25 protein-coding genes are annotated in these 26,538 nt (G+C 65.3%); 9 read left to right on the top strand and 16 right to left on the bottom strand.

Annotated features, from left to right (window positions below; all coding sequences use genetic code 11):
* Positions 1-46 precede the first annotated feature (46 nt).
* From paaI to TSA1_RS27010, 4 genes are all read left to right on the top strand, one after another.
* Positions 47-496, top strand: a complete 450-nt coding sequence (gene paaI, locus TSA1_RS27025) for a hydroxyphenylacetyl-CoA thioesterase PaaI (RefSeq protein ID WP_100179000.1) — start codon at positions 47-49, stop codon at positions 494-496.
* Between the two features lie 39 nt (positions 497-535).
* Positions 536-1,867 (top strand): phenylacetate--CoA ligase PaaK, encoded by a 1,332-nt coding sequence (paaK, locus tag TSA1_RS27020; RefSeq protein WP_100178999.1) that lies wholly within the window; start codon positions 536-538, stop codon positions 1,865-1,867.
* Between the two features lie 76 nt (positions 1,868-1,943).
* Positions 1,944-2,948: a quinone oxidoreductase family protein gene (locus TSA1_RS27015; RefSeq protein ID WP_100178998.1), complete on the top strand. Its 1,005-nt coding sequence runs from the start codon at positions 1,944-1,946 to the stop codon at positions 2,946-2,948.
* Between the two features lie 2 nt (positions 2,949-2,950).
* The gene (locus TSA1_RS27010) at positions 2,951-4,009 is read left to right on the top strand and encodes a YeeE/YedE family protein (RefSeq protein WP_174719092.1); all 1,059 of its coding nucleotides are present in this window, start codon (positions 2,951-2,953) and stop codon (positions 4,007-4,009) included.
* Here TSA1_RS27010 and TSA1_RS27005 read toward each other — a convergent pair.
* On the bottom strand, positions 3,988-4,902 hold the full coding sequence (locus tag TSA1_RS27005; protein ID WP_100181355.1) for a DMT family transporter: 915 nt from the start codon (positions 4,900-4,902) through the stop codon (positions 3,988-3,990). The two genes, TSA1_RS27010 and TSA1_RS27005, sit on opposite strands and share 22 nt — an antisense overlap.
* A 100-nt stretch (positions 4,903-5,002) precedes the next feature.
* Here TSA1_RS27005 and pdxR point away from each other — a divergent pair, with 100 nt between their 5' ends.
* Positions 5,003-6,433, top strand: a complete 1,431-nt coding sequence (gene pdxR / locus TSA1_RS27000) for a MocR-like pyridoxine biosynthesis transcription factor PdxR (RefSeq protein ID WP_174719340.1) — start codon at positions 5,003-5,005, stop codon at positions 6,431-6,433.
* On the opposite strand, the gene TSA1_RS26995 is transcribed toward pdxR, so the two are convergent.
* The 5 genes from TSA1_RS26995 to TSA1_RS26975 are packed head-to-tail and all read right to left on the bottom strand — an operon-like array spanning position 6,430 to position 11,200.
* Positions 6,430-7,668 carry a bifunctional alpha/beta hydrolase/OsmC family protein gene (locus TSA1_RS26995; RefSeq protein ID WP_100178996.1) on the bottom strand — a complete coding sequence of 413 codons (1,239 nt, stop codon included), beginning with the start codon at positions 7,666-7,668 and terminating at the stop codon, positions 6,430-6,432. The two genes, pdxR and TSA1_RS26995, sit on opposite strands and share 4 nt — an antisense overlap.
* A 27-nt stretch (positions 7,669-7,695) precedes the next feature.
* On the bottom strand, positions 7,696-8,358 hold the full coding sequence (locus TSA1_RS26990; protein ID WP_100178995.1) for a sulfite oxidase-like oxidoreductase: 663 nt from the start codon (positions 8,356-8,358) through the stop codon (positions 7,696-7,698).
* A 3-nt stretch (positions 8,359-8,361) separates the two neighbouring features.
* Positions 8,362-9,684, bottom strand: coding sequence for an MFS transporter (locus TSA1_RS26985; RefSeq protein ID WP_100178994.1), 1,323 nt, complete (start codon positions 9,682-9,684; stop codon positions 8,362-8,364).
* Between the two features lie 28 nt (positions 9,685-9,712).
* A complete protein-coding gene (locus TSA1_RS26980; protein ID WP_100178993.1) occupies positions 9,713-10,933 on the bottom strand; it encodes a cytochrome P450 in 1,221 nt (406 codons plus the stop codon).
* 57 nt (positions 10,934-10,990) lie between these two features.
* The gene (locus tag TSA1_RS26975; RefSeq protein WP_100181354.1) at positions 10,991-11,200 is read right to left on the bottom strand and encodes a ferredoxin; all 210 of its coding nucleotides are present in this window, start codon (positions 11,198-11,200) and stop codon (positions 10,991-10,993) included.
* Between the two features lie 157 nt (positions 11,201-11,357).
* Between TSA1_RS26975 and TSA1_RS26970 the strand changes: the two genes are divergently transcribed.
* Entirely contained in the window at positions 11,358-12,005 is a 648-nt protein-coding gene (locus TSA1_RS26970; protein WP_100178992.1) for a TetR/AcrR family transcriptional regulator, read from the top strand.
* Here the strand turns inward: TSA1_RS26970 and TSA1_RS26965 are convergent.
* The 4 genes from TSA1_RS26965 to TSA1_RS26950 all read right to left on the bottom strand — a co-directional run bounded on the left by TSA1_RS26965 (position 12,002) and on the right by TSA1_RS26950 (position 16,052).
* A complete protein-coding gene (locus TSA1_RS26965; RefSeq protein ID WP_100178991.1) occupies positions 12,002-12,652 on the bottom strand; it encodes an aspartate/glutamate racemase family protein in 651 nt (216 codons plus the stop codon). The genes TSA1_RS26970 and TSA1_RS26965 overlap by 4 nt on opposite strands.
* 148 nt (positions 12,653-12,800) lie before the next feature.
* Positions 12,801-13,814 (bottom strand): amino acid ABC transporter substrate-binding protein, encoded by a 1,014-nt coding sequence (locus TSA1_RS26960; protein WP_100178990.1) that lies wholly within the window; start codon positions 13,812-13,814, stop codon positions 12,801-12,803.
* 12 nt (positions 13,815-13,826) lie between these two features.
* The gene (locus TSA1_RS26955; protein WP_100178989.1) at positions 13,827-15,176 is read right to left on the bottom strand and encodes an aspartate aminotransferase family protein; all 1,350 of its coding nucleotides are present in this window, start codon (positions 15,174-15,176) and stop codon (positions 13,827-13,829) included.
* A gap of 3 nt (positions 15,177-15,179) precedes the next feature.
* Entirely contained in the window at positions 15,180-16,052 is an 873-nt protein-coding gene (locus tag TSA1_RS26950; protein ID WP_100178988.1) for a MurR/RpiR family transcriptional regulator, read from the bottom strand.
* Between the two features lie 87 nt (positions 16,053-16,139).
* Between TSA1_RS26950 and TSA1_RS26945 the strand changes: the two genes are divergently transcribed.
* A complete protein-coding gene (locus TSA1_RS26945; protein WP_100178987.1) occupies positions 16,140-17,327 on the top strand; it encodes an amino acid ABC transporter permease in 1,188 nt (395 codons plus the stop codon).
* A 2-nt stretch (positions 17,328-17,329) separates the two neighbouring features.
* Positions 17,330-18,436 (top strand): amino acid ABC transporter permease, encoded by a 1,107-nt coding sequence (locus TSA1_RS26940; protein WP_100178986.1) that lies wholly within the window; start codon positions 17,330-17,332, stop codon positions 18,434-18,436.
* Between the two features lie 186 nt (positions 18,437-18,622).
* Here the strand turns inward: TSA1_RS26940 and TSA1_RS26935 are convergent, their stop codons facing one another.
* Together TSA1_RS26935 and TSA1_RS26930 are read right to left on the bottom strand one after the other, a co-directional pair.
* Positions 18,623-20,041 (bottom strand): amidase, encoded by a 1,419-nt coding sequence (locus TSA1_RS26935; protein ID WP_100178985.1) that lies wholly within the window; start codon positions 20,039-20,041, stop codon positions 18,623-18,625.
* Positions 20,042-20,167: 126 nt separating this feature from the next.
* Positions 20,168-20,944 carry an SDR family oxidoreductase gene (locus TSA1_RS26930; RefSeq protein ID WP_100178984.1) on the bottom strand — a complete coding sequence of 259 codons (777 nt, stop codon included), beginning with the start codon at positions 20,942-20,944 and terminating at the stop codon, positions 20,168-20,170.
* A gap of 158 nt (positions 20,945-21,102) precedes the next feature.
* On the opposite strand from TSA1_RS26930, the gene TSA1_RS26925 reads away from it, so the two are divergent.
* Positions 21,103-22,176, top strand: coding sequence for a tartrate dehydrogenase (locus TSA1_RS26925; protein ID WP_100178983.1), 1,074 nt, complete (start codon positions 21,103-21,105; stop codon positions 22,174-22,176).
* Between the two features lie 182 nt (positions 22,177-22,358).
* Here the strand turns inward: TSA1_RS26925 and TSA1_RS26920 are convergent, their stop codons facing one another.
* The 4 genes from TSA1_RS26920 to TSA1_RS26905 form a co-directional block, all read right to left on the bottom strand.
* The gene (locus TSA1_RS26920) at positions 22,359-23,000 is read right to left on the bottom strand and encodes a suppressor of fused domain protein (RefSeq protein ID WP_100178982.1); all 642 of its coding nucleotides are present in this window, start codon (positions 22,998-23,000) and stop codon (positions 22,359-22,361) included.
* 159 nt (positions 23,001-23,159) lie between these two features.
* A complete protein-coding gene (locus tag TSA1_RS26915) occupies positions 23,160-24,233 on the bottom strand; it encodes a malate/lactate/ureidoglycolate dehydrogenase (protein ID WP_100178981.1) in 1,074 nt (357 codons plus the stop codon).
* Positions 24,234-24,244: 11 nt separating this feature from the next.
* Positions 24,245-25,156 carry an NAD(P)-dependent oxidoreductase gene (locus TSA1_RS26910; protein ID WP_100178980.1) on the bottom strand — a complete coding sequence of 304 codons (912 nt, stop codon included), beginning with the start codon at positions 25,154-25,156 and terminating at the stop codon, positions 24,245-24,247.
* Between the two features lie 12 nt (positions 25,157-25,168).
* Positions 25,169-26,419: a Zn-dependent hydrolase gene (locus TSA1_RS26905; protein ID WP_100178979.1), complete on the bottom strand. Its 1,251-nt coding sequence runs from the start codon at positions 26,417-26,419 to the stop codon at positions 25,169-25,171.
* Between the last annotated feature and the right edge of the window lie 119 nt (positions 26,420-26,538).

The following is a 26,538-nucleotide window of genomic DNA, read 5'->3' as shown; positions in this document are numbered from 1 at the left end:
CCAACCAGCAGAACATCATGGGTAAACAATTGGCCGGGAGAAGCGCGTGAACGTCAAAGCCGCCCTGTCGCCTGAGGACATCGCCCGCGCCTGCGCCGACGCAATGTGGGCCGAGGATGATGCCTCCAAGGGCCTCGGTATGGAGATCATCGAGATTGGCCCCGGCTACGCGACGCTGGCGATGACAGTGCGGCCGGACATGGTCAACGGCCAGCGCATAGCCCATGGCGGCTTCATCTTCACGCTCGCCGATTCAGCCTTCGCCTTTGCGTGCAACTCGCACAACGAGCGCGTGGTCGCAGCGCAAGGGCAGGTCACCTTCATCAAGCCCGGCAGGCTCGGCGATCGACTCGTTGCGGCGGCGCGGGAGATCACCCGCGGCGGCCGCTCCGGCATCTACGACGTGCGTGTCACTTCGGGCGACACCGTCATCGCGGAGTTCCGCGGACACTCGCGCGTCATTCCCGGCACGTGGCTGCCGGCGCAAGATCAATAAGACCAAATAAAAAGAACGAACCAATGTGGGGAAACGAGCATGGCTCTGACAAGGCTCAAGGAAGGCGGCCGCACTTATAGCGCCGAGATGGACTCGCATGAGCGCGCCTCGCGCGACGAGATCATGGCGCTGCAGAAGCAGCGGCTGGCCTGGTCGCTGAAGCACGCCTATGACAATGTCGCGCATTATCGCAAAGCGTTCGACAAGGCCGGTGTGCATCCGTCCGATTTTCGCGACTTGCCTGATCTTGCGAAATTTCCGTTCACGGTGAAGACGGACCTGCGCGACAACTATCCCTTCAACATGTTCGCCGTGCCGCGCGAAAAGCTGGTGCGCGTGCATGCCTCCTCCGGCACGACCGGAAAGCCGATTGTGGTCGGCTACACGCAGCGCGACATCGACACCTGGTCCGATGTGATGGCTCGCTCGATCCGCGCCGCCGGCGGCCGCACCGGCATGATCATCCACAACGCCTATGGCTATGGTCTCTTCACCGGCGGACTTGGCGTGCATTACGGCGCCGAAAAGCTTGGCTGCACCGTGGTGCCGATCTCCGGCGGCATGACCGAGCGGCAGGTTCAGCTCATCAACGACTTCCGGCCCGATATCATCACGGTGACGCCGAGCTACATGCTGGCGATCCTCGACGAGTTCAAGCGCCAGCGGCTCGATCCGCGCCAGTGCTCGCTCAAGGTCGGCATCTTCGGCGCCGAGCCCTGGACCAATGCGATGCGCGGCGAAATCGAGGACGCCTTCGACATGGACGCGACCGACATCTACGGCCTGTCGGAGGTGATCGGTCCCGGCGTCGCCCAGGAATGCATCGAGACCAAGGACGGCCTGCACATCTGGGAAGATCACTTCTACCCCGAGGTGATTGACCCCGAGACCGGCGCGGTGCTGCCTGATGGTGAGAAGGGCGAGCTGGTCTTCACCTCGCTGACCAAGGAAGCCTTCCCGGTAATCCGCTATCGCACCCGCGACCTGACGCGGCTGTTGCCGGGCACAGCACGGCCGGGCATGCGGCGCATGGAGAAGGTGACGGGGCGCTCGGACGACATGATCATCCTGCGCGGGGTCAACCTGTTCCCGACCCAGATCGAGGAGGTACTGCTCGCGACCGACTGGTGCGGCGGCCACTTCATCCTGGAGCTGACCCGCGAAGGCCGCATGGACGAGCTGACCATCATCGCCGAGGCGCGGCCGGAAAGCTGGGACGGAAGGGGGCTCGTCGACCACGCCGACCGGATCTCGACCCATGTCAAGAACACCATCGGGATCAGCTCCAAGGTTCAGATCGTGCCCCCTGACACGCTGGAGCGCTCGCTCGGCAAGGCCAAGCGGCTGTACGACAAGCGGCCCAAGGACTGACTTGAAGGACCGAGTTGACGGATTGACTTGACCGGCCCCAGAGGCGACAAGGCCGCGAGAAATCGCGGGTCTTTTCATGTCGCCAGCTGATGCCAAATCCGTCGAAGTGCGCTGCGTACGCCTCAATGCCAAGGCCGAGAACGCCGCCGCGCTTGCGCCGGTGGTCGAGCGCCACACGCTGACACGCAGTCCGAACGATCTCCTGATCGAGGTGAAGGCTGCGGCCGTCAACCCTTCCGACGTGAAGGCCGCGACCGGGCTGATGCCCTATGCCGTGTTCCCCCGCACCCCGGGCCGCGATTATGCCGGCGTCGTCATCGACGGACCGGCCGGCACGGTTGGCCGCGAGGTGTTCGGCTCCTCCGGCGATCTCGGCATCCGCCGCGACGGCACCCATGCCAGCCATCTCGTGGTCGAGGCCGATGCTGTGGTGGAGAAGCCGAAGACGGTGTCGTGGGAGGAGGCTGCCGGGATCGGCGTGCCCTTCGTCACCGCGATGGAAGGCTTTCGCCGTGCAGGCTTGCCGAAGACCGGCGACACCGTGCTGGTGTTCGGCGTCAACGGCAAGGTCGGCCAGGCCGCGGTGCAGATCGCGACATGGCAGGGCGCAAGCGTCATCGGCGTGGTGCGCAAAGCGGAGGCCTACGAAGGCCACAGCAACGCGCCGATCGAGGTGATCGACGCCTCCGCGACGGACGTTGCCGCGCGCGTGCGCGAAGTGACCGGCGGCAAGGGCGCCGACGTCGTCTTCAACACGGTCGGAGATCCCTATTTCCAGGCCGCGCACAAGTCGCTCGCCTTGCGTGGCCGCCAGATCCTGATTGCCGCGATCGACCGTATCGTGCAGTTCAACATCCTCGAATTCTACCGGGGACAGCACACCTATGTCGGGATCGATACGCTCGGCCTGTCCTCGACCGCAACAGGCGCGGTGCTGCGCGACCTCGGTCCGGGCTTTGCGAGCGGCCAGCTGAAGCCGTTCCCGATCAAGGCGAATGCCGTTTATCCGCTCGAGAGTGCCAAGGCGGCCTATGTCGCTGTCGCCGGCTCTTCGCGGGATCGCGTGATCCTCAAGCCATAATCATGGAATCGTCCGTACAATTCGTCATCCTGGCAGGCCTCGTCATTGGCTTGATCTATGGCGCCGTCGGCCTGCTCAGCGGCTTCTGCCTGATGAGCAGCATGCGCGGCTGGCTGGTCGAGGGAGACGGGCGGCTGGTGCGGACCTATGCGCTGGCGATCGCGATTGCGATCGCCGCGAGCCAATTTCTCGCCGGCAGCGGCATGGTCGACCTCGGCAAGACGATCTATCTGCAGCAGTCATTCTCGGTGCCGGTGCTGTTCCTCGGCGGCCTGCTGTTCGGTTACGGCATGGTGCTGTCGAACGGTTGCGGCTCGCGCGCGCTGGTGCTGCTCGGCCGCGGCAATCTCCGCTCCTTCGTCGTCGTGACCGTGCTCGCCATCGCCGCGCAGATGACGCTCAAGGGCCTGATCGCGCCGGCGCGCATCGCGTTGGTCCAGGCTTCGCAAACGACGGTCAAGGCGAACTCGCTGCCGTCATTGCTGGCGACGCTCGGTCTCGCCGAACCTCTCGCGCGCGCGCTGGCGGCGGCCGTCATCGTCGTCGCGTTGACCCTGTTCGCCTTTGCCCACCCGGTGTTCCGTCGCTCGCCGGGCCAAATCGCGGCGGGAATCATCGTCGGCCTCCTCGTCGCTGCCGGCTGGTTCGTCACCGGTTATCTCGGCGCCGACGACTTCAATCCGGTTCCGGTGACCTCGCTCACCTTCATCGCGCCTATCGCGGATGCCCTGCAATACGCCATGCTCTCGACCGGCTTGACGCCGAACTTCGGCATCGCGACGGTTGCCGGCGTCTTCGCCGGCAGCCTGCTCACCGCACTCGCCACGGGCCGCTTCAAGCTCGAAGGCTATTCCTCGCCGCGCCACATGCTGCGCTCGGGCGGCGGTGCCGCGCTGATGGGGATCGGCGGCGTGATGGCATTCGGCTGCTCGATCGGACAGGGCCTCACGGGCATGTCGACACTCGCGCTGGGCTCGTTCGTCGCGCTTGCCGGTATTCTGCTCGGCACGACGGCAGGCCTGCGCGGTGCACTACGGGTTCAGCCTCTCGCTGTGGCCTGACTTCGCAGGAGCCGGTCGCCCAAGGTCGCAAGACCGATGCCGCTGACGATCAGTCCGGCCGCGACGGCGAGACTCACCTCGATGGGCTCACCGAGCAGGATCGCCGCGCTGGCAATGCCGACGAGCGGCGTTCCCGTGGTGCCGAGCGCCGTCGTCAGGGCCGAGATGCTCTTGTTGACCATCGACATCGCCCAATAGGCCAGCGCCGTCCCGATCAGGCCGGAATACAGGAGCAGCAGGACGAGTTTCCACGACCATTCCGCATGGGGGGCGCCGTCCGTAACCACCGCCGACCCCGTCAGCACGATCGTCGCAACGAGCACCTGCCAGATCAGAAGCTGCAGCGGCGAGGCGATCCAGCGATGCGCGCGGATATAGATGATGTTCGCCGCCCAGGAGATCGCGGCCAGAATGACCATGCCGGCGCCAAGCACGACGTTGGTGTTGGTCCAATCGATCGAGGTGGGGTTCAGGATCACGGCAAGCCCGACCAGCCCGAGCAGGGCGCCGGCAAGCTTTGGTGCAGTCAGCGTCTCCTTCCCGACCAGCGGCGCGGCGATCGCGACCCAGAGCGGCGTGGTGTAGCCGAGCACGATGGCCTTGCTCGCGGGCAGGAAGCGCACGCCGGCCGCGACCAGGACCGAGAATATCGTCATGTGCAGCAGCGCGACGCTCAGCACCACGGGTATGTCGCGCCGCTCGGGAATGACCAGATTGTTGCTGAGGCCGAGGATCACGAACAGGCCGCCCAGCGCGATCCAGCTCCGGATCGCCGAGGTCCAGAGCGGGGGAAGGAATTGCACGAGCTGCTTCGTTACCGACCAATTTACCCCCCAGGCCAGCACGACGATCAGGAACAGGCCGATGGCCGCGCGAGGGGAGAGGGCGTTCATCGCAAAATCCTTGAAGCAGTCCAGGCCGCCGGATAGCATCCCGACTGGTACTTGAAAAAGTGCCAGATTGGAAAGGAATACAGTGCCAGTTTCGGATAGCATGATCTCGGCCCTGATCGAGCTGAAGCGGGCCGACGACGCCGGGCTGGTAGCGCAGTTGACTGGCCAGCTCCGAAACCTGATCGCGACCGGCCACCTCGGCAAAGGCCACGCACTGCCGTCGAGCCGCCGGCTCGCGGACGATCTCGGCGTCTCGCGCAACACCGTCACCTATGCCTTCGAGCAGCTCGCGGCCGAGGGATATCTCGCGGCATCGCACGGCCGCCGCCCGGTGGTGACGGCCGACGGCGGCGCGCCCGGTGACGGCGTGGGAGCGGACGTATCCGGCGCGCGTCCTGCAAAGCCGCATCTCTCACCCTGGGCCTCGAAGCTCAAGCAGACTGACTGGCCGATGTCGTATCAGGCGCCGCTCAAGCCGCTGCGTCCGGGGCATGGCGATGCAAGGGAGTTTCCGAATGAAATCTGGGCGCGCTGCCTGCGTCGCAGCGCGGTGCATGCGGCGAGGCGCGAGCTCGGTCCGGTCAACCGCACGCGCCTCTGCGAGGTGCTGGCGCACTATCTCGCAACCAGCCGCGGCGTTCGTGCCACGGAGGGTCAGATCCTGATCCTGCCCAGCGCACAGGCCGCGCTGACCTTGATCGCGGCCGCGCTCATCACGCCCGGCGACGACGTTTGGGTTGAGGACCCCGGCTATCCCGGCGCGGCGGCCGCGTTCCGTGCGTCCGGCGCGCGCGTGACGGGCATGAGGCTGGACGAGCAGGGGATGCAGCGGATGCCCGGACTGACCGCGCCAAAACTCATCTTCATGACGCCGTCGCATCAGCACCCGACCGGGCGGTTGATGTCGCTGGCGCGCCGCACCGAGTTTCTCCGGGCAAGCCGGCCAGGCAAGACCTGGATCGTCGAGGACGACTACGACGGCGAGTTTCACTATGACAGCCGGCCGGTGCCGGCCTTGCAGGGCTTGGACGCCCATGGCCGCGTGTTCTATGTCGGGACGTTCTCGAAGGCGATGACGTCAGATATCCGGCTCGGTTATCTCGTCGTGCCGCCGGCGCTGGTCAACACGTTCGAGATCGCACAGCGGCATATCGGGCTGATCGCATCAAGTCATGTTCAGGAAGCGCTGGCCGAGTTCATTGCCGATGGCCATTTCCTGGCTCATTTGCGCCGGATGCGGCGGCTCTATCACGCGCGCCGCGATCATCTCGTCGGGGAATTGGAGCGCCTTCTCGGCGAGATATTCTCGGTGGAGGTTCCCTCGGGAGGCATCCAGCTCGTCGCGCGCCTCAAGCGCGGTCGTGGTGATCAGGCGGCGGTCAGGCGGCTGGCCGAGGCAGGCGTCGTGACGCGAGCCGTGTCCAGCCTGTCGCTCGGAAAGCCGCGCGATCACGGTCTGCTGCTCGGCTTTGCGGCATGGCGCGAGAGCGAGATCAGCGCGGCGTTGCGGACGATGGCGTCGTGCTTCTAGCTCGGTCTCGCTACCTCCACGGCCCTGGTCACGATGCGGATCTCGGACGTGAGTGTCCGGTGCACCGGGCACTTGTCGGCGATCTCCATCAGCTTCCTGCGCTGCTCGGCATCGAGTGCGCCGTCGATCGTGATGTCGCGTTCGATCTGGTCGAGCATGCCCTCGCGCGTCTCGCATTCCGCGCAGTCCTTGGCGTAGATCTTGGAGTGCTTCAGCGTGACGGTGACGCGGTCGAGCGGTAGCGACTTGCGGTCGGCATAGAGGCGCATGGTCATGGAGGTGCAGGCCCCGAGGCCGGCGAGCAGGAAATCGTAGGGCCCGGGGCCGGCGTCCTCGCCACCGGCAGCGATCGGCTCGTCCGCGACGAGCCGATGCGGACCGACGGTGATCATCTGGTTGAACTTGCTCTTGCGGGTCTCCTGCACCACCACCTGCCGCGGCGCTTCGGGAAGGTCCATCGACTTCGCAGGTTTGGCGGTGTCGATGTAGCGGCTCGCCCAGGCCGCGATCAGGTCGGCCGTGTAGAGCGCATCGGCCGGCTTGGTCAGCAGATGATCGGCATGATCGAGCGAGACGAAGCTCTTGGGGTGCTTGGCGGCTACGAAGATCTTCGTCGCATTGTCGATGCCGACGGTGTCGTCGACAGGCGAGTGCATCACCAGCAGCGCCTTGTGCAGGCCGGAGATGTCAGCCATCAGCTCGTGCTCGGCGATGTCCTCGATGAATTCGCGCTTGATCCGGAAGGGCCGTCCCGCAAGCGAGACCTCGACCTCGCCCTGCGTGCGGATATTGTCGAGATGCTCCTTGAACAGGCCGGTGACGTGAGCGGGATCGGAGGGCGCGGCGATGGTGACGACGGTTCGGGCTTCCGGGATCTTTCCCGCGGCAGCAAGGATCGCGGCGCCGCCGAGGCTGTGCCCGATCAGGATCGACGGCGCCTTGCGGACGCTGCGCAGATGATCGGCAGCGCGCACGAGATCGGCGACGTTGGAGGAGAATGTCGAATTGGCAAAATCGCCCTCGCTGGAGCCGAGCCCGGTGAAGTCGAAGCGCAGCACCGCGATGCCCTTGGCGGCAAGCGCAACCGCAATGCGCTTGGCCGCCAGCGTGTCCTTGCCACAGGTGAAGCAGTGCGCGAACAGCGCGTAGGCCGCGGGCTCGCCGTCCGGCATTTCCAGCGCGGCCGCAAGCTGATGGCCGCCTTCGCCGGTGAACTGAAAGCGCTCCGTTGGCATGGGCTTCCCCCGTTTCCTGCTTGAATTCTAATCGCTTGAATAACGTTGCTCGGCCCAGGGATCGCCGCGGTTATGGTAACCGCGAACTTCCCAGAAGCCGGGCGCATCCTCGGTCAGGAATTCGATGGCCTGGAGCCATTTGGCGCTCTTCCAGAAATAAAGATGTGGCACGACCAAGCGCACCGGGCCGCCGTGCTCTTCCGTCAGCGGCTGGCCGGACCAGCTGTGGGCGAGCAGCGCATCCTCGGCGGCAAAGTCCTCCAGCGCGAGGTTGGTGGTGTAGCCGTCATAGGAATGCAGCGTGACGAAGCGCGCATCCTCGCGCGGCTGGCAGGCCGCCAGCAGCTCGCGCGTGGCAAGGCCGTCCCATACGTTGTCGTAACGCGACCAGGTCGTCACGCAGTGGATGTCGGAGGTGAAGCGGGCCTGCTTCTGCGCGGTGAATTCGGCAAAGGTCCAGAACACCGGGGTCTCGACCGCGCCGTAGACGTCGAGCCGCCAGCGCTCGCGGGAGATCGGCGGCACGACCCCGAGATCGAGCACAGGCCAGTCCTTGGTGAGGTGCTGGCCGGGCGGAAGCCGTTGGTCTTCCGGCCGCGTGATCTTGCCGGTGAGAAAACGGCCCTCGCGTGCCCATTTCTCCTTGGTGCGGGTCAGCTTGCTGTCGGGCGGCTCTTTGTCGTCGGACATGGGCTACTCGTGGCGGTGCATGGCGGAGGCGTGCTTGGTGTCGCGCATGGTGGAATAGATGATCAGCGACAGACAGATGATACCGCTAAGATAGAAGTAGAACCAGTCTTCGTGCCCGATGCTCTTGAAATAGAGGGCGATCGCCGGCGCCGTGCCACCGAAGATCGAGACCGTGATCGCATAGGGCAGGCCGACGCCGAGCGCGCGGACATTGGTCGGGAACAGCTCCGCCTTCACCACCGCGTTGATCGACGTGTAGCCGGCGACGAACAGCCAGGCGGCGCAGATGAGGATGAAGGCGATGAAGGGCGATTTGGTCTCTTTCAGCGTCATCAACAGCGGCACGGTCGCGAGCGTGCCGGCGACGCCGAAGAAGATCAGAAGCGGCTTGCGTCCGATCTTGTCGGAGATGGCGCCATAGATCGGCTGCAGGATGGTCGCGAAGATCAAGGTGCCGAAGATCACCAGGGTGGTCTGGTCCTCGGTCAAGCCGACCGAAAGCTTGACGAAGGTCTGCATGTAGGTGGTGAAGGTGTAGAACGCCGCGGTGCCGCCCGCGGTGAGGCCGACCACCAGCAGTAGCTCGCGCGGATAGCGCAGCAGATTGGTGATCGAGCCGGTGGGCTTCACCACCTTCTTGGCTTCCTCGAACGCTTCGGTCTCGTGCAAGCCACGCCGCATCACTGCAGCCACGATCGCGAGCATCGCACCGATTGCGAACGGGATGCGCCACCCCCAGGCTTTCAGCTCTTCCGGGGTGAGGAAGACCTTTTGCAGGAGCAGCAGCACGATGATCGCGGTGAGCTGGCCGCCGATCAAGGTGACGTATTGGAAGCTGGAATAGAAGCCACGATGCTTGGGATCGGCGACCTCGCTGAGATAGGTGGCGCTGGCGCCATATTCGCCGCCAAGGCTGAGGCCCTCGATGATGCGGGCGAGCGCCAGGATCACCGGCGCGGCGAATCCGATCGTGGCATAGGTCGGCGTCAGCGCGATGATCAGCGAGCCGAAGCACATGAAGACGACCGACAGGGTCAGCGAGATGCGTCGGCCGAAATGGTCGGCGAGATAGCCGAAGAACCAGCCTCCCAGGGGCCGCATCAGGAAGGTCGCCGCGAACACGACGGCGACGTTCAGTTGCTGGACGACGGGGTCGTTGCCGGGGAAGAAGGCGGGGGCGAAATAGAGCGCGAAGGCCGTGTAGGCGTAGAAGTCGTACCACTCGACGAGATTGCCGACCGATCCGATGAAGATCGCCTTGATCCGCCGCTTGGCGTCCGCGAGGTCTATGTGATCAGAGGCCGGATGGGTTGCTTGCTCTGTCACGTCCGGCCTCTCCGCTGTCTGGAGAGGCCTACATCGCCTTTCCGAGCACAATTGGCAACTGGCGGGGGCCCCGCACTGTGCCCTGCGACCAGGTCACCGTGCTTGCCGGATCCAGGCTGAAATCAGGGATCCGCTTCAGCCATTCCTCCAGCGCAACCTGCATCTCCATGCGGGCCAGATTGGAACCGACGCAGCGGTGAATGCCGAGGCCGAAGGCGGCGTGGCGATTTTCGCGGCGGTCGATCACGACTTTGTCAGCATCCGGAAACATCTTGGGATCGCGATTGGCGGCCGGGAAGGACAACAGCACCATGTTGCCCGCCTTGACCGGGCAGCCCGAGACCGAGGTGTCCTTGACCACCTCGCGGGCCATGGTCACCGGCGAATAGGCGCGCAGCAGTTCCTCCACCGCTGTCGGCATCAGGGCCGGCTCGGCGATCAGCCGTTCACGGTCGGCCGGCGTTTTCGCGAGATGCCAGAGCGAGGAGCCGATCGCGCTCCAGGTGGTGTCGATGCCGGCGATCAGGAGCAGGCGCAGCGAGCCCAGCACGTGGGACTCTTCCAGCGGCTGGCCTTCCTTGTCTCTGGCATTCATCAGATAGGAGATCAGATCGTCGGTCGGCTTCGATTTGCGCTCCTCGATATGCGTCCTGAAATAGGCGCTCATCTCCTGCACGGCCTGGAGCAGCTTGCTCTCGTCCTTGATGCCGAGTTCCAGGATCATGTGGATCCAGTTGATGAAGAGATCGCTGTCGCTCTCGGGGATGCCGAGCATGTGAGCGATGGCCCGAACCGGAATATACTTGGCGTAGCGTGCGGCAGCGTCGACCTTGCCGTCGGCAATGAAGCCGTCGATCAGCTCGTTGCAGATCGCGCGCATCCGCGGCTCCAGCTTCTTCATCGCGTCCGGCGTAAACGGCGGCAACAGGAGCTGCTTGGCCGGCTTGTGCTCGGGCGGGTCGGAGGTGATCGGCGGCGCGGCGTTCCTCGCGAGCTCGGGCCGCACGTCGCGCACGATGATGCGGCGCGAGGAGAAATGCTCGGTGTCGTTCGCGATCTCGCGCACCGCTTCGTATGTCGTCGGCATGTAGCAGCCGAGGAAGCGCTCGGTGTGCACGACCGGGCTTGCGGCGCGCAGCTCATCCCAGATCGGGAACGGGTCTTCCGTCCACTGCGGATCGGTGTGATCGAAATCGTTGACCCAGTCGGTGACGGGCGGATGGGCGACAGGCTGGCTGACGTCGGACATGTCAGGGAATCCCTTGGCTCGTGTTCGCTGATAGGACGGGGAGCGGCGGAGGCCGCGCTACTCCTCGATCACATCGATTGCGATTTCCGGGCAGTTGGATTTGGCAAGCCAGGCCTTGTCTTCGAGCCCGGGCGGGACCGTGCCGTCGCCGGCCTCGTGCGCGTTGCCAAACTCGTCGAGCTCGAAAAGCTCCGGCGCGAGCGCTTTGCAGCGCGCGTGGCCCTGGCATTTGTCGGGATCGACGTGAACCCTCAGTCGCTCGGTCATGGCGGCATCCTCGGTCGTGTGCGCGCAGAGCCCACGGGGCGGCGCGTTCCTCATGTCAATTTTATCTGCGGCATTTGCCACAGGTCTTAAGTTATATGCTATTACATTCGCGCCGGCCTTCCCCTGTCAAGGGCAAACTTGTAGGCTCGACCGCAACATGCGCTCACAACTCGCCCGCAAGCCCGCGAACACCTACCATCATGGCGATCTTCGCGATGCTCTGATCAAGGCCGCATTGCGGGAGGCGGAGCAGGGCGGCGCCGAGGCGATCAGCATCAAGGCGCTGGCGAAGCAGCTCGGCGTGTCGCAGCCGGCGCCTTACCGGCATTTCGCCGACCGTGAGGCATTGCTCGCGGCGGTGACGGCCGAGGCATTCCGGCAGCTCAGCGCGATCTTTCGGGAGGCGATGGCGAAACCGTCAAAGCAATCGAAACTGTCGCTTCTGGCGCAGGCCATGCTCGAATTCGGATTGCGCCGGAACGGCATCTACCGCCTGATGTTCGCGTCCCGCACCGTGTCATGCGCCACCAAGGGCAGCGAGCTGCATGAGGCTACGCGCGAGACATTTGCGCTCGTGATCGAGGCGCTGGAGGTGCCTGCGGTCGGCTATTTGCGCGAACGGCAAGCGCTCAAGATCTGGGCGGCGCTGCATGGCGTCGTGATGCTGGCCGAGCAGGGCCTGTTCACCGGCGAGGCCGCCCATACCACGCGCGAAGATCTGGTCGAGGATTTCGTCAACGAAACGAAAGCCGCGCTCGCGAACGCGATCAAGGACGCGCGGCGACGAAAAGCGAAAGGTAGCTAAACCTTCACTCCCAACAGCGTCATCAGCTTGTCGACGGCGCTGTCAGGCGTGGTCACGACGGGACGGCCGGTGGCCTCCGCGACCAGCGGCGCCGTCGCCGCGATGCTGAACTGCGCCAGCGCGATCACATCGCAATCGCGCAGGTCCTTTGACGCTTCGACGATCAGCCGGTCGTGCGTGGAGCGGTCGCCGCGGTCGAGCGCCGCCAGCGCGCCCTCGGCAAGCTTGGGCACGAGCTGGACCGAGGCGGGAAACTCCGGCGGCATCGAAGCGAGCGTCGGCGGGAAGGTCGAGAGCAGGCCGATGCGCTTGCCCATCGTCACTGCGCGCTCGATCATGGCCTCGTTCGGCTTCAGCACCGGCATCGGCGCATGCGCGCGTGCGACGGCCTCGATGCAGGGGCCGAAAGCCGAGCAGGTGAACAGAATTCCATCCGCGCCTGTCGCCGCAGCATAATCGCCGAGCGCCAGGAAGCGCTCGGTCATGGCGTCGTTGAGCGCGCCGTCGCGGGCGAGATCCGCCGACAGGCTGTCATCGAGCAGGTTCATCAGCCGCGCGTGGGGCCAGGCGTTCGCAAACGCCGCCTCGATCGGAGCGATGGAATGCTTGAGGGCGTGGATCAGGGCGATGCGAGGGGGCGTCGTCATTGAAACTGACTACCTGACAGGTCTCGTGCCCCGGACGCAGCGCAATGCGAAGTATGGCGCTGCAGAGCCGGGGCCCATTGTGGCCGCTGGGTCCCGGCTCTGCGCAGCAGCGTTGCACGCTGCCGCGCGTCCGGGACACAGAAGACGTTTACTTGAACGGCGCGGCGTACATCAAGCCGCCCTTGCTCCAGAGGCCGTTAAGGCCGCGATCGAGCTTGAGCGGGCTCGCCTTGCCGACATTGCGCTCATAGATCTCGCCGTAATTGCCGGTGGCCTTGATCGCAGTCACCAGCCATTTGTTGTCGAGCCCGAGCCGCGAGCCGAGATCGCCGGAGGTCCCTAACAGGCGTTGGATCGCGGGCGTCTGCGACTTCGTCATCTCCTCGACATTGCCTTGCGTGACGCCGAGCTCCTCGGCCTCGATCAGGCCGTAATGCAGCCAGGTGATGATGTCGCTCCAGACCTCGTCGCCATTGCGGGTGAAGGGCCCGAGCGGCTCCTTGCTGATGGTCTGCGGCAGTACGACATAGTCGGCCGGGTTCGGTGCCGCGGTGGTCACGGCGCCGGCGAGCGCGGAGGCGTCCTGGGTCATGGCATCGCAGCGGCCGCCGAAGAAGGTCTGGTACATGGTGTCGACGCGGTCGAACACCAGCGGCTTCCAGTCGATGCCGTTGGCGCGGCCGTAATCACCGAGCGTAACTTCGTGTGTCGTGCCCTGCGCGACGCAGACAGTGGCGCCCTTGAGATCCTTGATCTCCTTCACGCCGAGGTCCTTCTTCACGACAAAACCCTGGCCGTCGTAGAAGTTGATCGGACCCTGGCGCAGACCGAGCGTCACGCCGCGCAGATACGTCTGCGTCGAGTTGCGGTAGAGCACGTCGATCTCGCCCGATTGCAGGGCCGTGAAGCGGTTCTGCGCGGTCAAAGAGACGTAACGTACCTTGCTGGCATCGCCCAGCACGCCGGCCGCGAGCGCGCGGCAATAATCGACGTCGAGGCCCTTGTAATTGCCTTGCGAGTCCGGTGCGGAGAAGCCGGCAAAGCCGGCGCTGACGCCGCACACCAGCGTGCCGCGGCTCTTCACCGTGTCGAGCGTCGCGGCGGATGCGACGACCGTCGAGGCAGCAAGCACACTCGCCGCGATAACCACTTTCCTCATCATGCTACTCTCCCCTCAGTGATTGACACTACGCAACACGTTGTCAACGGCCGTGCCGAGTCTGTCGACGATCAGGTCGATCTCGTCGGCGGAGGCGATATAGGGCGGCGCCAGCAAGACGTGGTCGCCGCGCACGCCATCTACGGTGCCGCCGCCGGGATAGCAGCCGAGGCCATGGGCGAAGGCCTCCGCCTTGATCTTCTGGTTGAGCTTGAGCGCCGGATCGAACGAGGTGCGGCTGGCGCGATCGGCGACCAGCTCGATCGCCCAGAACAGGCCGCGGCCTCTGATATCACCGACGTGGCGGTGATTGCCGAAGCGCTCGGTCAGCCGCTGCTCGAGCTGCCGGCCGCGCTCCTTGACCTGCGTGAGCAGGCCGTCCTCGCGAATGACGTCCTGCACTGCGAGCGCGGCCGCGCAGGCGAGGGGATGTGCGAGATAAGTGTGGCCATGCTGAAAGGCGCCTGTGCCGGCGCGGATGGTGTCGATGATCTTGCCGCTCGCGAGCATCGCGCCAATCGGCTGGTAGCCGCCGCCGAGCCCCTTTGCGATGGCCTGGATGTCGGGCGCGATGCCTTCCTGCTCCCAGGCGTGCGTGGTGCCGGTGCGGCCCATGCCACACATCACCTCGTCGAGGATCAGCAGCGCGCCGTGGCGGTCGCAGATCTCGCGCACCGCCTTGAAGTAGCCGTCGGGGGCTGTCACCGCGCCCGCGGTGGCGCCGACGACGGGCTCGGCCAGGAACGCCGCCACAGTATCGGGACCCAGCCGCTGAAACTCGGCTTCGAGCTCGGCCGCCAGCCGTGACACGAATTGAGCATCGGATTCGCCGTCGTGCTTCTCGTGATAGGCGAAGGCCGGTGTCACGTGACTGAAGGCGCCGGAGAGCAGCGGCGCGTAGGGCGCGCGCCGCCAGGCGTTGCCGCCGGCGGCGAGGGCACCTAGCGTGTTGCCGTGATAGCTCTGCCGCCGCGCGATGAAATGCTGCCGCTGTGGCTCGCCGCGTTCGATGAAATACTGCCGCGAGAGCTTGATGCTGGCTTCGATCGCCTCGGACCCGCCGCTGACAAAGTACGCATAAGCGAGCCCGCCGGGCTCGTGACCGACCAGCGTCTCGGCAAGGGCTTCGGCGGGCTCGGACGAGAAGAACGCGGTGTGCGCATAGACGAGCGTCGAGGCTTGCTTCGCCATCGCGGCGATCACGCGGGGGTGCTGGTGGCCGAGACACGAGACGGCCGCGCCGCCGGAGGCGTCGAGCACACGGCGTCCATCTTCGGCAAAGAGATAGACGCCTTCGCCGCCGATAGCCTTGGGCGGCGTCTCGCGCAACGAGCGGTGCAGCACGCGGCTGGTGCGGGCGGCCATGGGTCAACCTTTCTCCGAGACGTAGATGGAGGCAGCAGTGAGCTGCGCCTCGGTATTCTCCAGGCGCTTCTTCGCGGTGGCGCCGCCGAGCGAGAACGTCACTGCAGCCAGCGACTGCGCGATCGCGATCGCGCCGGTGAGGCTCGGGAAGAAGCCGGGAGAGGAGGCCGCTTCGAACAGCAGCACGTGGTCGGCGCCCTCGGCCATCGGTGCAGACGGGCTGTCCGCGATCGCGATCAGGGTCGCGCCGGCGCGGTAGGCGGCCTGTGCGACGCCGACGCTCGCATGGGTATAGGGCAGGAAGCCAATGACGATGACGGCTTCGCCGGGCCTGATAGCGCCGAGGTCGAGATCGTCGGGACCGGACGTTCCGACGATCTGCACCTGTTCGGGACGGAACAGCCGCAGCTCATAGTTCAAGAGCTCCGCAACGCTGCGGCAACTCCGATAACCCGCGATCCAGATCCGCTTGGCCTGATGCAGCGCCCGCGCCGCCTCCGCGATCGGCTGAGCCGGGATCCGTGGAAGGCCGGCGGCCTCGGCCTCGAGCTTGTCGGTGACGAGCGTGACATCGGCGTTCGGGCCGGCCCTGCGGCTTCTGGCGCGGCCGGAGAACGGCGAGGTCTGTGACGGACGCCGCGCCTCGGTCAGGGCCGCGCGCAATTCGTCCCAGCCTGAATAGCCGATCGCCTTGGCGAGGCGCGTGAACGCGGCGGGATCTGCGCCGGCTTCCGCCGCGAGGTCGCGCATCGAACGGGTGGTGGCGTCGTAGTCGTTGGCGGCGACGAAGCGACCAACTTCCTGCAGCCGCATCGGGAGCGATGGCAAGGCAATGCGCAGTTCGCTCAGCGGCGAGGATTTCGCGGGCTCGACCATGAAACATTTGTTGCATGAATTTTAGATCGGTGCAACAGTTGACGTGCGCCGCCGGAAATCATTGCCGTTGAGAAGGATTTTTGTGCTGTGACCACGGACACTCCGAGACCGCCGCCGCGCCGCCGCCTGTTCGGCGCATGGGGACCCCGCGAGCTGCAAGGCCTGTTCTGGCAGGTGCTGGTGGTCGGGATCGCGGTCGCGGTCATCGGCTTCCTCTGGTCCAACACCGTCACCAACCTCTCGGCCCGACGCATCACCACCGGCTTTGCCTTTCTCGGCCGCGAGGCCGGCATGCCCATCGCCGACAGCCTGCTCGCCTATAATCCGAGAGACAGCTACCTCTGGGCCTTCGTCGTCGGTGTCGGCAACACCTTGCGCGTCGCCGTCATCGGCATCGTGCTCGCGACGGTCCTGGGCACGCTGATCGGCATCTCGCGCCTGTCCGCGAACTGGCTGCTGTCGCGCCTCGCCGCGGTCTATGTCGAGACGCTCCGCGACATCCCGCTGCTGCTTCAACTCCTGTTCTGGTACGTGCTGATGCAGGCGCTGCCGGCCGCGCGCGCGGCGTGGCGGCCGGTCGAGGGCGTATTCCTGTCCAATCGCGGCCTGATCCTGCCGGCAATTCCGATTGGCCCGTTGCAGCTTTGGGTGCTCGGCACCGCCGTGCTCGGATGTGCCCTGTTCTATCTCGTCAGGAGACGACTCGTGGTGCAGCAGATGCGCGACGGCAAGCCGCGACCGGCTTGGCCGTTTGCGCTCGGGCTCATCCTCGTGCTGCCGGCGGCCCTTTCGTTGGTGCTCCGTGTGCCCTGGACGATCGAATGGCCGGCGTTGCGCGGCTTCAATTTCGTCGGCGGGTTGACGCTCGCCCCGGAATATTTCGCGCTGCTGATCGCGCTCGTCACCTACACGTCGGCCTTCATCGCCGAGATCGTGCGCAGTGGCATCCAGTCGGTGCCGCGCGGGCAGTGGGACGCCGCCAATGCGCTGGGTCTCCGCCGCAGCTTCATGCTGCGGCAGATCATCCTGCCGCAGGCGCTGCGTGTCATCGTGCCGCCGATGACGAGCCAGTATCTCAACCTGACCAAGAACTCTTCGCTTGCGGTCGCGATCGGCTACCAGGACGTAGTGTCGATCGCCAACACCACGCTGAATCAGACCGGGCAGGCAATCGAGGCGATCGCGTTGATCATGGCGGTGTTCCTGACCATCAGCCTGTCCATCAGCTTCTTCATGAACTGGTACAACGCACGCATCGCGCTGGTGGAGCGCTGAGCATGACTGTGATCGCCGACATCCCCGATGCGCCGCGCGCTGCTCGCCGCCCGCAAACGGGCAACCCGGTGTTGCGCTGGCTGCGCACCAATTTGTTCTCGTCGATCCCGAACGGCGTTCTTTCGATCGTGCTGCTCGCGATCCTCGCGAAGGCCGTCTTCAGCTTCGTCCAGTGGGGCATCGCCAACGCCGTCTGGCTGACGCCCGCGAACGACTCCAGCGCCTGCCGCGCGGTCCGCGGCGTCGGCGCCTGCTGGGCGATCATCCCCGAGAAGTACCGCTTCATCCTGTTCGGCACCTATCCGTTCGACGAGCAGTGGCGGCCTGCGCTGTCGGTCGTGCTGTTCATCGCGTTGTTCTATCTCTCGACCCGCCGCGCGTTGTGGCGGCGCGAGCTCGTCTTGCTCTGGATCGGCGCGCTCGCGCTGATCAGCGTGCTGATGTGGGGCGGCGTGCTCGGCTTGTCGTTCGTCTCGCAGGACCGTTGGGGCGGCCTGCCGGTGACGCTGATCCTCGCGACGTTCGGGCTCGCCTTCGGCTTCCCGCTCGGCATCCTCGTCGCGCTCGGCCGGCGCTCGAAGCTGCCGGCGATCCGCTCGCTCAGCGTGCTCTATGTCGAGCTGATCCGCGGCGTGCCGTTGGTGAGCCTGCTGTTCATGGCGAGCGTGATGTTCCCGCTGTTCATGCCCAGCGGATTCAACATCGACAAACTGCTGCGTGCGCAGATCGCGATCATCCTGTTCGCGGGCGCCTATCTTGCGGAAATCGTCCGCGGCGGCCTCCAGGCCGTGCCGCGCGGGCAGTATGAAGCCGCCGATGCGCTCGGGCTGTCCTACTGGCGCAAGCATCGTCTGATCATCCTGCCGCAGGCGATCCGCCACGTCATCCCGCCGCTGGTCAACACCTTCATCGCCTTCTTCAAGGACACCAGCCTCGTCCTCATCATCGGTATCTTCGACCTCTTGACGACGGCAAAGACCGCGATCATCGATCCGGCCTGGCAGCAATTCTCGGTCGAAGTCTACATCTTCGTCGCTGCGATCTATTTCGTGTTCTGCTTCGCGATGTCGCGCTACAGCCGCAGCCTGGAGGGGGCGAGCGGGAGGTGAAGCGAGCTTCCTTCTCCCTTGTGGGAGAAGGTGGCGCGAAGCGCCGGATAAGGGGTTCTATCCTCATATTCCCTGTGAGAGATTCACTCGCGGAGCGATACCCCTCACCCGTCTCGCCGCCACGCGGCGAGCCACCCTCTCCCACAAGGGGAGAGGGGAACGACAGAGCACGTGCTGTAGCTCGCGTTACGTCTTCACCTTCGGATCAATCGGCGTGTTGCCGCGCAAGCCGAGAATGTCCTCCAGCACCTTCGCCCCCGCGATCACCTGCGCGTCCGCGCGCGGGGCGCCGACCACCTGCACGCCGACAGGCAGCCCCGATGCGGTGAAGCCGCACGGCAGCGACAGCGAGGGGCAGCAGGCGAGCGTGATGGCGTAGACGATGCCGAGCCATTCGACGTAGTTCTCGAATTTCTTGCCGGCACATTCGGCGACATAGCGGTGTTCGATCGGGAAGGGCGGCACGATCGTGGTCGGCGTCAACAGCAGGTCGTAGGTCTTGAAGAACTCGACCGCGCGCGCGGTCATGCCGACGCGCTGCGCCTCGGCGCGTTCGAGCTGCTCCACCGTGAGCTTGAGGCCTTCCTCGATGTTCCAGATCACCTCGGGCTTGAGCAGGTCGCGCTTGGTCCTCAGCAGATTGGCCTTGCTGATCGCGAAATCGAAGGCGCGCAACACGTGGAAGCACTCATGCGCCTCGCGCCAGTCGGGATGCGCCTCCTCGACGATGGCGCCGGCCTCGGCAAAGCGCTCCGCGGCCTTGCGCGTGATCGCCTTCACCTCGGGATCGACAGGGGTGATGCCGAGATCGGGCGAATAGGCGATGCGCTTCGGCTTCCTGCCGGCCTGTGCCGCCGACAGGAACGAGGTCACGGGTGTCGGCAGTGACAAGGGATCGTCGGCATAGTCGCCGCTCATGGCATCGAGCAGCAGCGCGAGATCCTCGACGTTGCGTGCCATCGGACCGACAACGCCGAGATTGCGATCGATGCCGGATTTTGGGGTATGTGCGACGCGGCCGATGCTCGGGCGCATGCCGACGACGCCGCAGAAGGCCGCGGGGCTGCGCAGACTGCCGCCCATGTCGGAGCCCTGCGCCAGCCAGGCCATGCCGGTGGCCAGCGCTACCGCGGCGCCACCGGAAGAGCCCGCCGCGGATTTAGAAGTATCCCAGGGATTGAGCGTCGCACCGAACACCTCATTGAAGGTGTTGGCGCCGGCGCCGAACTCCGGCGTGTTGGATTTGGCGTAGACCACCGCGCCGTTGGCCTCGAGGTTCTCGACCATGAGGTCGGACTTGGCGGAAATATTGTCCTTGAAGATCGGCGAGCCCTGCGTGTTGAGGACGCCCGCAACGTCGGTCAAATCCTTGATCGGCAGCGGCAGGCCGGCGAGCAGTCCCCGCGCGCCGGCGGGTTCGCGCATCAACGCCTTGGCGCTGTCCCGCGCGCGGTCGAAACAGAGTGTCGGCAGCGCATTGACCTTGCCGTCGACCTCACTGATGCGCTTCTCCAGCACATCGAGCAGCTCGAGCGGCGAGACGTCGCCTGAGCGCAACTTGTCGACGACGGCGCAAGCAGTTTCGCGGATCAGGTCTTGAGACAATTATTTTACTCCTACCTCTTGATTGTCATTCCGGGGCGCCCGAAGGGCGAACCCGGAATCTCGAGGTTCCGGGTTCGATGCTTCGCATCGCCCCGGAACGACGGTGCTTCAGAGATTCCTGGACAACTAACCCCAACCGGCGCTGATGCCGCCGTCGACCGTGTAGATCACGCCCGACGTATACCCGGCGCGATCCGAGGCCAGGAATGCCATGAGGTCGCCGATCTCGCGCGCATGCGCAGGCCGCCCGAGCGGCAGGCTCTTCTGGAATTCCTTGTAGCGGCTCTCGTCGCCGAACTGGTGCTTGGCGCGCGTCTTCAGCAGCGTGACGTGGCGGTCGGTGCCGACCGGGCCGGGATTGATGCCGACCACGCGGATGTTGTCGGCAAGGCTTTTTCCCCCGAGCGCGCGGGTGAAAGCCATCAGCGCGGCATTGCCGGCGCTGCCGCAGATGTAGTTGGCGTCGAACTTCTCGCCGGCTGCGCCGATGTCGTTGACGATGACGCCGCCACCCTTCGCTTTCATCTGCGCGTAGATGTACCGCGTGAGGTTGATATAGCCGAACACCTTCAATTCCCAGGCGTGCCGCCAGGCCGCTTCGTCGATCTTGTCGATGGAGCCGCCGGGGATGTCGCCGGCATTGTTGACGAGCACGTCGATGTCGGCGGCTTCCTTTGCAAGCCGCGCCACGTCCTCAGGCTTGCGCAGATCGACGATGCTCGTTGCAGCATCGATCTGGTGCGCGCCGCGCAAGCGGTCGGCCAGCGCCTTGAGCTGGTCGCCGTTGCGAGCGGCGAGCAGCAGGTTCGCGCCTTCCTCGGCAAACGCCTCGGCGGCGGCAGCGCCAATGCCCTTGGACGCGCCCGTGATCAGGACGCGCTTGCCACGCAGATGCAGATCCATGAGGGGTACTCGCAGGACAGGAACGGGATAAAATCAGTAGGCGCTCGGCCGCGCCATCGTCAACATTGCAGTGCAGCGTTGCATGACCGAAGCGTTTGGTCCATTGCAGTGCGGTCAAAAAAAGACGGCGGCTGCCGGACCAACCAAGGACGTTCTCGATGAGCAAGAAGCAATACCGGATCGCGGTCATTCCCGGCGATGGCATCGGCAAGGAAGTGATGCCCGAGGGCCTGCGCGTCCTGGAGGCTGCGGCGAAGAAGCACGGGGTCTCCCTTCATTTCGACCATTTCGACTTCTCGTCCTGGGACTATTACGAGAAGCACGGTCAGATGATGCCAGACGACTGGAAGGAGAAGATCGGCAAGCACGACGCGATCTATTTCGGCGCGGTCGGCTGGCCGGCCAAGATTCCCGACCACGTCTCGCTGTGGGGCTCGCTGATCAAGTTTCGTCGCGAGTTCGACCAGTACGTGAACCTCCGTCCGGTCCGGCTGATGCCCGGCGTGCCGTGCCCGCTGGCCAACCGCAAGCCTGGCGACATCGATTTCTGGGTGGTGCGCGAAAACACCGAAGGCGAGTATTCTTCGGTCGGCGGCCGCATGTTCCCCGACACCGATCGCGAATTCGTCACGCAGCAGACGGTGATGACCCGCACCGGCGTCGACCGCATCCTGAAATTCGCCTTCGAGCTCGCCCAGTCGCGGCCGAAGAAGCACCTGACATCGGCGACCAAGTCGAACGGCATCTCCATCACCATGCCCTATTGGGACGAGCGCGTGGAGGCGATGGCCAAGAAGTTTCCGGGTGTGAAGTGGGACAAGTACCACATCGACATCCTGACCGCGAATTTCGTGCTGCACCCGGATTGGTTCGACGTCGTGGTCGGGTCGAACCTGTTCGGCGACATCCTCTCCGACCTCGGCCCGGCCTGCACCGGCACCATCGGCATCGCGCCATCAGGCAACATCAACCCCGAAGGCGATTTCCCGTCGGTGTTCGAGCCGGTGCACGGTTCGGCGCCCGATATCGCGGGGCAGGGCATCGCCAACCCGATCGGCGCGATCTGGTCGGGCGCGATGATGCTCGAGCATCTCGGCGAGAAGGTCGCCGGCAAGTCGATCGTCGAGGCGATCGAGCGCACGCTGGCAGAGCGTACGTTGCGGACGAAGGACCTCGGCGGCAATGCCGACACCACGGCGTGCGGCAAGGCGGTCGCGGATATGGTGGATTAGCGGGCTGCCTTTCCCTCTCCCCTTGTGGGAGAGGGTGGCTTCGATGCGAAGCATCGAAGCCGGGTGAGGGGTTCTCTCCGCGGAGACAGACCTCTCAGTCGCGGAATTGCTCTTCGCGGAGAGAACCCCTCATCCGGCGCTTCGCGCCACCTTCTCGCACAAGGGGAGAAGGTGGGGCGCACCTACACATACGATTTCCGCGCCGGATCGAAGATCGGCGGATAGTCATTCTCATCGAGCAGATCGAGAAACGGATCGAGCCCCCTGCGCTTGATGAGCGCGAGCTCCTGATGCGAGATCAGATTCACGGTCAGGATCTCCACGGGATCGCCCGCGATCTCCAGCGTCTCGGCGATGCACTTGTCGGGGCCGATGATCGGGGTGAGAAACAGGAACGTCTGGAAGTCCGTTCCGGCAACCGGCGGCCTCGGCAACGCGACGCGGTGACCGAAGCCGAACCAGGTCGTGTCGATGAACGGCAAATTGGCGAGCCAGCGCAGATTGTCGCAAACATCCGGCGTCGGCTCGCGGACGTACCACATCAGCTCGACACGACGCTTCGCATCCCCACGCACCCCCGGCATTCGCTGTTCGCTCATGCCGTTGGTCAGCAGGACGTAGCCTTCGTCAGACCCTTCCTGGCATGCGGGCACGAAATCGCGGCCAAAGGCATGGATGTCAATGCGGCGCTCGGCGCTGTCGGTGAAGCTGTGCTCGGGTTCGCCAAGCTCGCTCTCATAGATCGCGAGCCGTTGCTGGTAGAGGTCAGCTGCGAGTGACGGCTCGGTCGAGCCGGACATAAGCTTTGCAAGACGGGAGAACACGTGAACCTCGGGGGCGGACGTTGGACCGGGATATCCGCATTGTCGCGAGACGACGCAGGCCGGTTCAAATCCGTTCCAGGAGCTTCGCATTAGCGCATACCGTCCTGCGTGATTGTGCAGGAGGCCTGGATGATGCCGAGCGATGTGCCTCGTTCTGGCTCACCCCGCGATCTTCTCGATCGCCGCCTGATCCAGCCCGAACGTCTTCCCGGCCTCGATGATCTCCTGCCAGGTGGTCGGATCGACCGGAATGCCTTCAGCGAGGCGCTTCTTTTTGGTCGCTCGTTCGGGCTCGCCGGCGATCTTGATCTTGTCGACGCCGGGCGCCGGCGGCGAGCCGGTGTGCCAGGCGACAAAGCTCTCGACCTCGCTCGCGAGGTTTTCACCGGTGCCGAGCTTGCCGGGGTCGATGACGATCGAGAGCATGCCGTTGAGGACGTTGTACTTGCCGTCGGACGGGCCCTTGACCACCTGTCCGCCGGAGAGCGCGCCGCCGAGGATCTCGCATACCAGCGCGAGCCCCGAACCCTTGTGCTCGCCGAACGGCAGGATGGCGCCGTACGGCGGGATCACGGTGTAGCGCGGGTTGGTCGTGGGCTTGCCTTCATTGTCGATGATGGTGCCGGGCTCGAGCTCTACGCCCTTGTTGTGGGCGACGCGTGTCTTGCCTTGCGCGATCCGGCTGGTGGCGAAGTCGAGCACGATCGGCTCTTTGCCCCTGCGCGGGATGCCGACGCAGAACGGGTTGGTGCCATGGCGCGGATCGCTGCCGCCCCAGGGCGCCACGATCGGGCGCGAGATCACGTTGACGAAGTGGATCGAGACCAGCCCGTGGTCGATGCACTGCTCGGCCCAATGGCCGATGCGGCCGATATGATGCGAATTGGAGAGGCCGACGAGACACACGCCGTTTTTCTTGGCGCGCTCGGCCGCCAGCTCCATCGCTTCATGGCCGATCACCTGGCCGTAGCCGGTGAGGCCGTCCAGGGTGAGGAGCGGACCGGTGTCGAGCACGATCTTGACATGCGCGTTCACGGCAAGGCCGCCATTGGTGACGCTCTGGACATAGCGGGGGATCATGCCGACGCCGTGGGAGTCGTGGCCCTTGAGATTGGCCTCGACGAGATTGGTGGAGACGAGCTCGGCCTCGCGGTCCGAGGAACCGCCGGCCTTGACGATGGCGCGGATGGCGTTGGTGAGCGGCTCTGCCTTGATGATGCGATAGTCGGCCATTGTTGTTGCTCTTATCCCTTCACGATCCGGCGGCAGTGGACCCATGCCGCTTCAATCAGGTTCTCACTCGCCTCCGGCGTCCGGAACGCCGAATGCGCCGACAGCGTCACGTTCGGAATCCTGGTCAGCGGATGATCCGCAGGCAGCGGCTCGATGTTGAAGACGTCGAGGCCGGCATGGCGGATATGGCCCGACTTCAGCGCCTCGATCATGGCGGCTTCGTCGACGATCGCGGCGCGGGCGGTGTTGACGAGGATGACGCCGCGCTTCATCGCAAAGATCCTGTCGCGCGTGATCATGCCGCGCGTCTCGTCGTTGAGCAGTAGATGCAGCGATACCACGTCGCTCCTCGCCAGCACCGTGTCGAGATCGGTGAACTCGACGCCCGGATGGCTCTTCGGCGAGCGGTTCCAGGCGATCACCTTCATGCCGCTGCCGGACGCGATACGCGCGACCTCGGCTGCGATGCCGCCGAAGCCGATCAGGCCGAGAGTCTTGCCGGTGAGCTGCATACCGTCTTCGCGCAGCCAGCTGCCCGCGCGCATCTCGCGGTCCATCATCGCGATGACGCGGGCCGAGGCCCACATCAGCGCGATCGCGGATTCCGCCACGGCCGTGTCGCCATAACCCTTGATCAGGTGCACGGAGATGCCGAGTTCGGCGAGTTCCTCCGGATTCATGTAGCTGCGCGCGCCGGTGCCGAGGAACACGACGTGCTTCAGGCCTGCGCACTTCTTCGCGACTTCGGTCGGAAGAGCCGTGTGATCGACGATCGCGATCTCCGCGCCGCCGAGGATTTCAGGGTATTGCTCGGGCTTGATGTCGGGATCCCTGTGGATGCGCACCTCGGGATCGCCGGGTTTCGTGAGCCGCTCCATGATCACGGCGAGGGGTTCGTTGGCGTCGACGAAAACTCCGCGCATGGCTCTCTCCGGTCAGGACGCGACGCCGGCGATCGCCAGCACGGTATGCATGAGGACGTTGGTGCCGGCGGCGCAGTCGGGCTGCGTCGCGTCTTCCAGCTCATTGTGGCTGATGCCGTCCTTGCACGGCACGAACACCATTGCCGCCGGCATCTTGGTGTTGAGGTTGCAGGCGTCATGGCCGGCGCCGGAGGTGATGCGGCGCGAGGAATAGCCGAGCGTCTTGGCCGCGTTCTCGACCGCCGCAATGAGCTTGGGATCGAAATGCGTCGGCGGCTTGCGCCAGACCAGATCGAGCTTCACCTCGACCTTGCGGCGCGCGGCGATCTCGGCAGTCGCGGCGCGCAGGTCGCGGTCGAGCGCGTCCATGATCGCGCCGTCGGCGCTGCGGCAATCCACGGTGAAGGCGATCTCGCCGGGAATGACGTTGCGCGAGGGATTTGCGATCACGGCCTCGCCGATGGTGCCGACGGCTTTCGGCCCGTGCTTCTTCGCGATCGCTTCCATCGCCAGCACGATCTCGGAGAGCGTCGCCAGCGCATCGCGCCGCAGCGGCATCGGCGTCGAGCCCGCATGGCTCTCGAAGCCGGAAATCTTGCCGTCGTACCAGAGCACGCCCTGGCCGGAATCGACCACGCCAATGGTCTTGCCCTCGGCCTCCAGGATCGGACCCTGCTCGATGTGCAGCTCGACGAAGCAGCCGAGCTTCTGGAAGCCGACCGGCTTGTCGCCGCGATAGCCGATGCTGTCGAGCGCCTGGCCGACGGTGGTGCCGTCGATGTCCTTGCGCGACAAAATGTCGTCGGTGGTGAAATCGCCGACATAGGCCGCGGAGGCCATCATCGCAGGCGCGAAGCGCGAGCCTTCCTCGTTGGTCCAGTTGACGACGCAGATCGGCGCGTCGGTCTCGATGCCGGCGTCGTTCAGCGTGCGGATCACTTCCAGCGCGCCGAGCGTGCCCAGGATGCCGTCGTACTTGCCGCCGGTCGGCTGGGTGTCGAGATGCGAGCCGATGCCGACCGGCAGCTTCGACATGTCGCGCCCCTTGCGCAGGCCGAACTGCGAGCCGAGCGCGTCGGTATGCACCTCGAGGCCGGCGTCCTCGCAGGCTTTGCGGAACCAGTCGCGCACCTGCTTGTCCTCGGCACTCAGCGTCAGCCGCCGCACGCCGCCCTTGGCCGTCGCGCCGAATTGCGCGGTCTCGTGGATGGAGCCCCAGAGGCGGGCGGAATCGATTTGCAGGTTGGTGACGGCTCGGCTCATGCGTCTCTTCCATTGATCGCTGTCATTCCGGGGCGCCCGCAGGGCGAACCCGGAATCTCGAGATTCCGGGCTCGATGCTGTCGCATCGCCCCGGAATGACGTTGAAGGTTGTCCGGCGC

The organism is Bradyrhizobium nitroreducens, assembly GCF_002776695.1.
Classification (GTDB): Bacteria; Pseudomonadota; Alphaproteobacteria; order Rhizobiales; family Xanthobacteraceae; genus Bradyrhizobium; species Bradyrhizobium nitroreducens.
Note: the sequence above shows the minus strand (reverse complement) of the source record. Positions and strands in the feature narration are given on the sequence as shown.

Coding starts and splice junctions, on each gene's coding strand:
- TSA1_RS26960 (WP_100178990.1), bottom strand. CDS start 13,814: ATGATGAGGAAAGTGGTTATCGCGGCGAGTGTGCTTGCTGCCTCGACG.
- TSA1_RS26930 (WP_100178984.1), bottom strand. CDS start 20,944: ATGGATCTGCATCTGCGTGGCAAGCGCGTCCTGATCACGGGCGCGTCC.
- pdxR (WP_174719340.1), top strand. CDS start 5,003: ATGATCTCGGCCCTGATCGAGCTGAAGCGGGCCGACGACGCCGGGCTG.
- TSA1_RS27010 (WP_174719092.1), top strand. CDS start 2,951: ATGGAATCGTCCGTACAATTCGTCATCCTGGCAGGCCTCGTCATTGGC.
- TSA1_RS26980 (WP_100178993.1), bottom strand. CDS start 10,933: ATGTCCGACGTCAGCCAGCCTGTCGCCCATCCGCCCGTCACCGACTGG.
- TSA1_RS26955 (WP_100178989.1), bottom strand. CDS start 15,176: ATGGCCGCCCGCACCAGCCGCGTGCTGCACCGCTCGTTGCGCGAGACG.
- TSA1_RS26970 (WP_100178992.1), top strand. CDS start 11,358: ATGCGCTCACAACTCGCCCGCAAGCCCGCGAACACCTACCATCATGGC.
- TSA1_RS27015 (WP_100178998.1), top strand. CDS start 1,944: ATGTCGCCAGCTGATGCCAAATCCGTCGAAGTGCGCTGCGTACGCCTC.
- TSA1_RS26905 (WP_100178979.1), bottom strand. CDS start 26,419: ATGAGCCGAGCCGTCACCAACCTGCAAATCGATTCCGCCCGCCTCTGG.
- TSA1_RS26950 (WP_100178988.1), bottom strand. CDS start 16,052: ATGGTCGAGCCCGCGAAATCCTCGCCGCTGAGCGAACTGCGCATTGCC.
- TSA1_RS27005 (WP_100181355.1), bottom strand. CDS start 4,902: ATGAACGCCCTCTCCCCTCGCGCGGCCATCGGCCTGTTCCTGATCGTC.
- TSA1_RS26915 (WP_100178981.1), bottom strand. CDS start 24,233: ATGGCCGACTATCGCATCATCAAGGCAGAGCCGCTCACCAACGCCATC.
- TSA1_RS26925 (WP_100178983.1), top strand. CDS start 21,103: ATGAGCAAGAAGCAATACCGGATCGCGGTCATTCCCGGCGATGGCATC.
- TSA1_RS26975 (WP_100181354.1), bottom strand. CDS start 11,200: ATGACCGAGCGACTGAGGGTTCACGTCGATCCCGACAAATGCCAGGGC.
- TSA1_RS26940 (WP_100178986.1), top strand. CDS start 17,330: ATGACTGTGATCGCCGACATCCCCGATGCGCCGCGCGCTGCTCGCCGC.
- paaK (WP_100178999.1), top strand. CDS start 536: ATGGCTCTGACAAGGCTCAAGGAAGGCGGCCGCACTTATAGCGCCGAG.
- TSA1_RS26965 (WP_100178991.1), bottom strand. CDS start 12,652: ATGACGACGCCCCCTCGCATCGCCCTGATCCACGCCCTCAAGCATTCC.
- TSA1_RS26990 (WP_100178995.1), bottom strand. CDS start 8,358: ATGTCCGACGACAAAGAGCCGCCCGACAGCAAGCTGACCCGCACCAAG.
- TSA1_RS26995 (WP_100178996.1), bottom strand. CDS start 7,668: ATGCCAACGGAGCGCTTTCAGTTCACCGGCGAAGGCGGCCATCAGCTT.
- TSA1_RS26910 (WP_100178980.1), bottom strand. CDS start 25,156: ATGCGCGGAGTTTTCGTCGACGCCAACGAACCCCTCGCCGTGATCATG.